This is a genomic window from Sulfurovum sp. bin170, from assembly GCF_010892395.1.
In the GTDB taxonomy this organism is placed as follows: Bacteria; Campylobacterota; Campylobacteria; order Campylobacterales; family Sulfurovaceae; genus UBA1140.
Genome location: NZ_JAACKB010000289.1, coordinates 1 through 1,976, shown reverse-complemented (window position 1 = coordinate 1,976; position 1,976 = coordinate 1). Strand labels below are relative to the sequence as shown.

The window sequence follows — 1,976 nt, the reverse complement described above, 5'->3', positions numbered from 1 at the left end:
AAGCTCAAAAAGACTATTATCCCAAAAAGGACTCAAAATGTTAAAATTTCTAATACTATTTATAACAACTATAACTCTCCTACTCTCCAATGAAGCTGAAGAGATAATTAAAAAACTAGACCAAAATATGCGAGGTGAGAGTATCTATATGAAGATGAGCATGGAGGTCAAATCTATGGGACACAAGAGAACCATTGAGCTAGAGAACTGGTCAAGGGGCAATGAGAAAAGTTTTGTCAAAATAACATATCCTCCAAAAGAGAGAGGCATCACCTTTTTGAGCCTTGATAATCAGATGTGGCAGTATGTCCCAAAGATAGAGAGAGTTATCAAAATTCCACCATCTATGATGTTGCAAAACTGGATGGGGAGTGATATTACCAATGATGATATGGTGAAGCAGAACTCAATTATTGAGGACTATGCGGCTCGTATCTTGGAGAAAAATGGTACAAAAGTAACTATAGAACTTATCCCAAAAGATGATGCTGCTGTGATTTGGGGGAAGATTATCACTCATATTGATACCACTACCTACACCTCATCCAAAGATATTTTTTATGATGAAGAGGGAGAAGAGGTGAGAGTTTTTCTCTATCATGACATCAAAAAATATGGAAAATACTATATCCCTACACATTGGGAGCTAAGACCAACAGACAAAAAGGATAACTACACCAAAATAGAGCTAAAAGAGGTCAAGTATGATACCGAAATACCCGATAAATATTTCAAAAAGAGTGCATTGAAACGGTTTTCAAGATAATGTTCCATCTAGCTCTAAAAAATATTCTCTTTTACAAAGGTCGCTCTATCGCCACGGTGGTGCTAACTTTTGTATCAGCTCTGTTTTTTATAGTCTATGTCTCACTGATGGATGGTTCACACAATGCAATGTTGCAAAACTCTCTCAAAATCTACACAGGAGCGATAGAGATATACCATAAAGGGTATCGTGATATAGGTGGAAATGAGTATCTGATACGAGATGTAGATAGCATCACAAAAAAGTTGGAAAATATAGAGGGGATAGAACTCTTCACTCCACGATATGAGACCTATGGACTACTCTCTAGCAAAGAGCAATCAACAGCCTCAATGGTAGTGGGGATAAATCCTGACAAAGAGAAACGCCTAAATGAGCTAAGTTCTGCTCTTATTGATGGCAAATACCTAGATAATGAAAATAACTGCCTCTATAGTGGTGTTGATTTGGTCAATAAACTAAAAGTTAAACTTGGTGACGAGATAGCTTTTATAGGCTCTGCTAGTGACAACTCTTTCTCTGCGGATATTTTCAAACTATGTGGTATTTTTAAAACAGGACTTTTTGAGTTTGACGCAACTGCCTCGTTTGTTCACAAAGCATACTTTGACAAACTAATGTATTCAGAGAACAAAGCATCATATATTATACTAAAAATAGATAACTTGGATAGTGCAGAGAAGATAAATGCTAAAATAGAAGAGGTAATAGATACCAAATATGAGTCTCTAACTTGGAAAACTCTCATGAGTTCAATGGTAGAGCTACTTGAAGTGGATAGCATATTTGGCTATGTTTCTCTCTCTCTATTTTTTGTGGTGATATTTTTTGTCATTATGATTTACGGGTTCATCAATGTCAGCTCACGCATCAAAGAGTTTGGAGTGCTTCGCTCTATTGGTCTATCACGAGCCAATGTTAGAGGGCTACTATTTTATGAGATATTTATCCTCTCAACGATTGCAATACTATTAGCTACCCCTATAGGAGCCTATATAACATACTATTTTAGTCTAAATCCTATCATTATAGAGGGGATTAGTGAAACCTATAAACAATATGGGATAGTCTCCGATGAGATGCCGTTTAGTTTTGATGTTTTTACTATCTCGTGGAATGTTTTGGTGATTTATCTGCTTAACTTTTTGAGTGTTGTCTATCCTATTATTTATATTAATTCGTTTAAGCCTATTGAGGCTACTAAGCATTT

General features: G+C 35.9%; 2 protein-coding genes. Both read left to right on the top strand.

From position 1 onward, the window contains the following. Positions 1-37 precede the first annotated feature (37 nt). Positions 38-766 carry an outer membrane lipoprotein-sorting protein gene (locus GSY74_RS06845; protein WP_164664360.1) on the top strand — a complete coding sequence of 243 codons (729 nt, stop codon included), beginning with the start codon at positions 38-40 and terminating at the stop codon, positions 764-766. Further along, positions 766-1,976, top strand: a 1,211-nt coding sequence (locus GSY74_RS06840; RefSeq protein WP_164664359.1) for an ABC transporter permease, incomplete at its 3' end; no start/stop codon positions are given. The genes GSY74_RS06845 and GSY74_RS06840, both read left to right, overlap by 1 nt.

Excerpts from the sequence above, each read along its gene's own strand:
- GSY74_RS06845 (WP_164664360.1), top strand. The coding sequence starts at position 38 with ATGTTAAAATTTCTAATACTATTTATAACAACTATAACTCTCCTACTC.